Genomic DNA, 307 nt, shown 5'->3' on the forward strand with positions numbered 1-307 from the left:
GTTGTGTGATGCGGTATTTGGTGACGGTGGATGCGGCGGGGCGGCGGCGGTTGTGGTGGGCGGCCCGGGTTGATGAGCGGGGCCGGGTGCAGGTTTACAGTCTGGTGTCCTCGGGGTGGGTGGATGCTCCGGCCGAGATCGCCGAGGATGTGGCCGCGGGGCGGGGTTGGGTGGCGCTGCCCGAGGACGAGGTGGCTTCGGTGCTCGCCCAGCTGCGGGTGCCGCCGGGGCACTGGTTGACGGTGACACCCACCGACGAGGATCCGAAGTTGTTGGTGCGCAGCGCCGATGGGCGCCACTTGGAGGG

Annotated in this window: 1 pseudogene; it reads left to right on the forward strand. The window is 70.4% G+C overall.

Features of this window, described 5'->3' with window-relative positions:
- Window positions 1–20: 20 nt before the first annotated feature.
- Window positions 21–307, forward strand: a pseudogene (locus AC5Y4D_RS27420) (hypothetical protein); the annotation flags it as partial.

The sequence above is a fragment of the Mycobacterium sp. NGS67 genome, assembly GCF_059812185.1.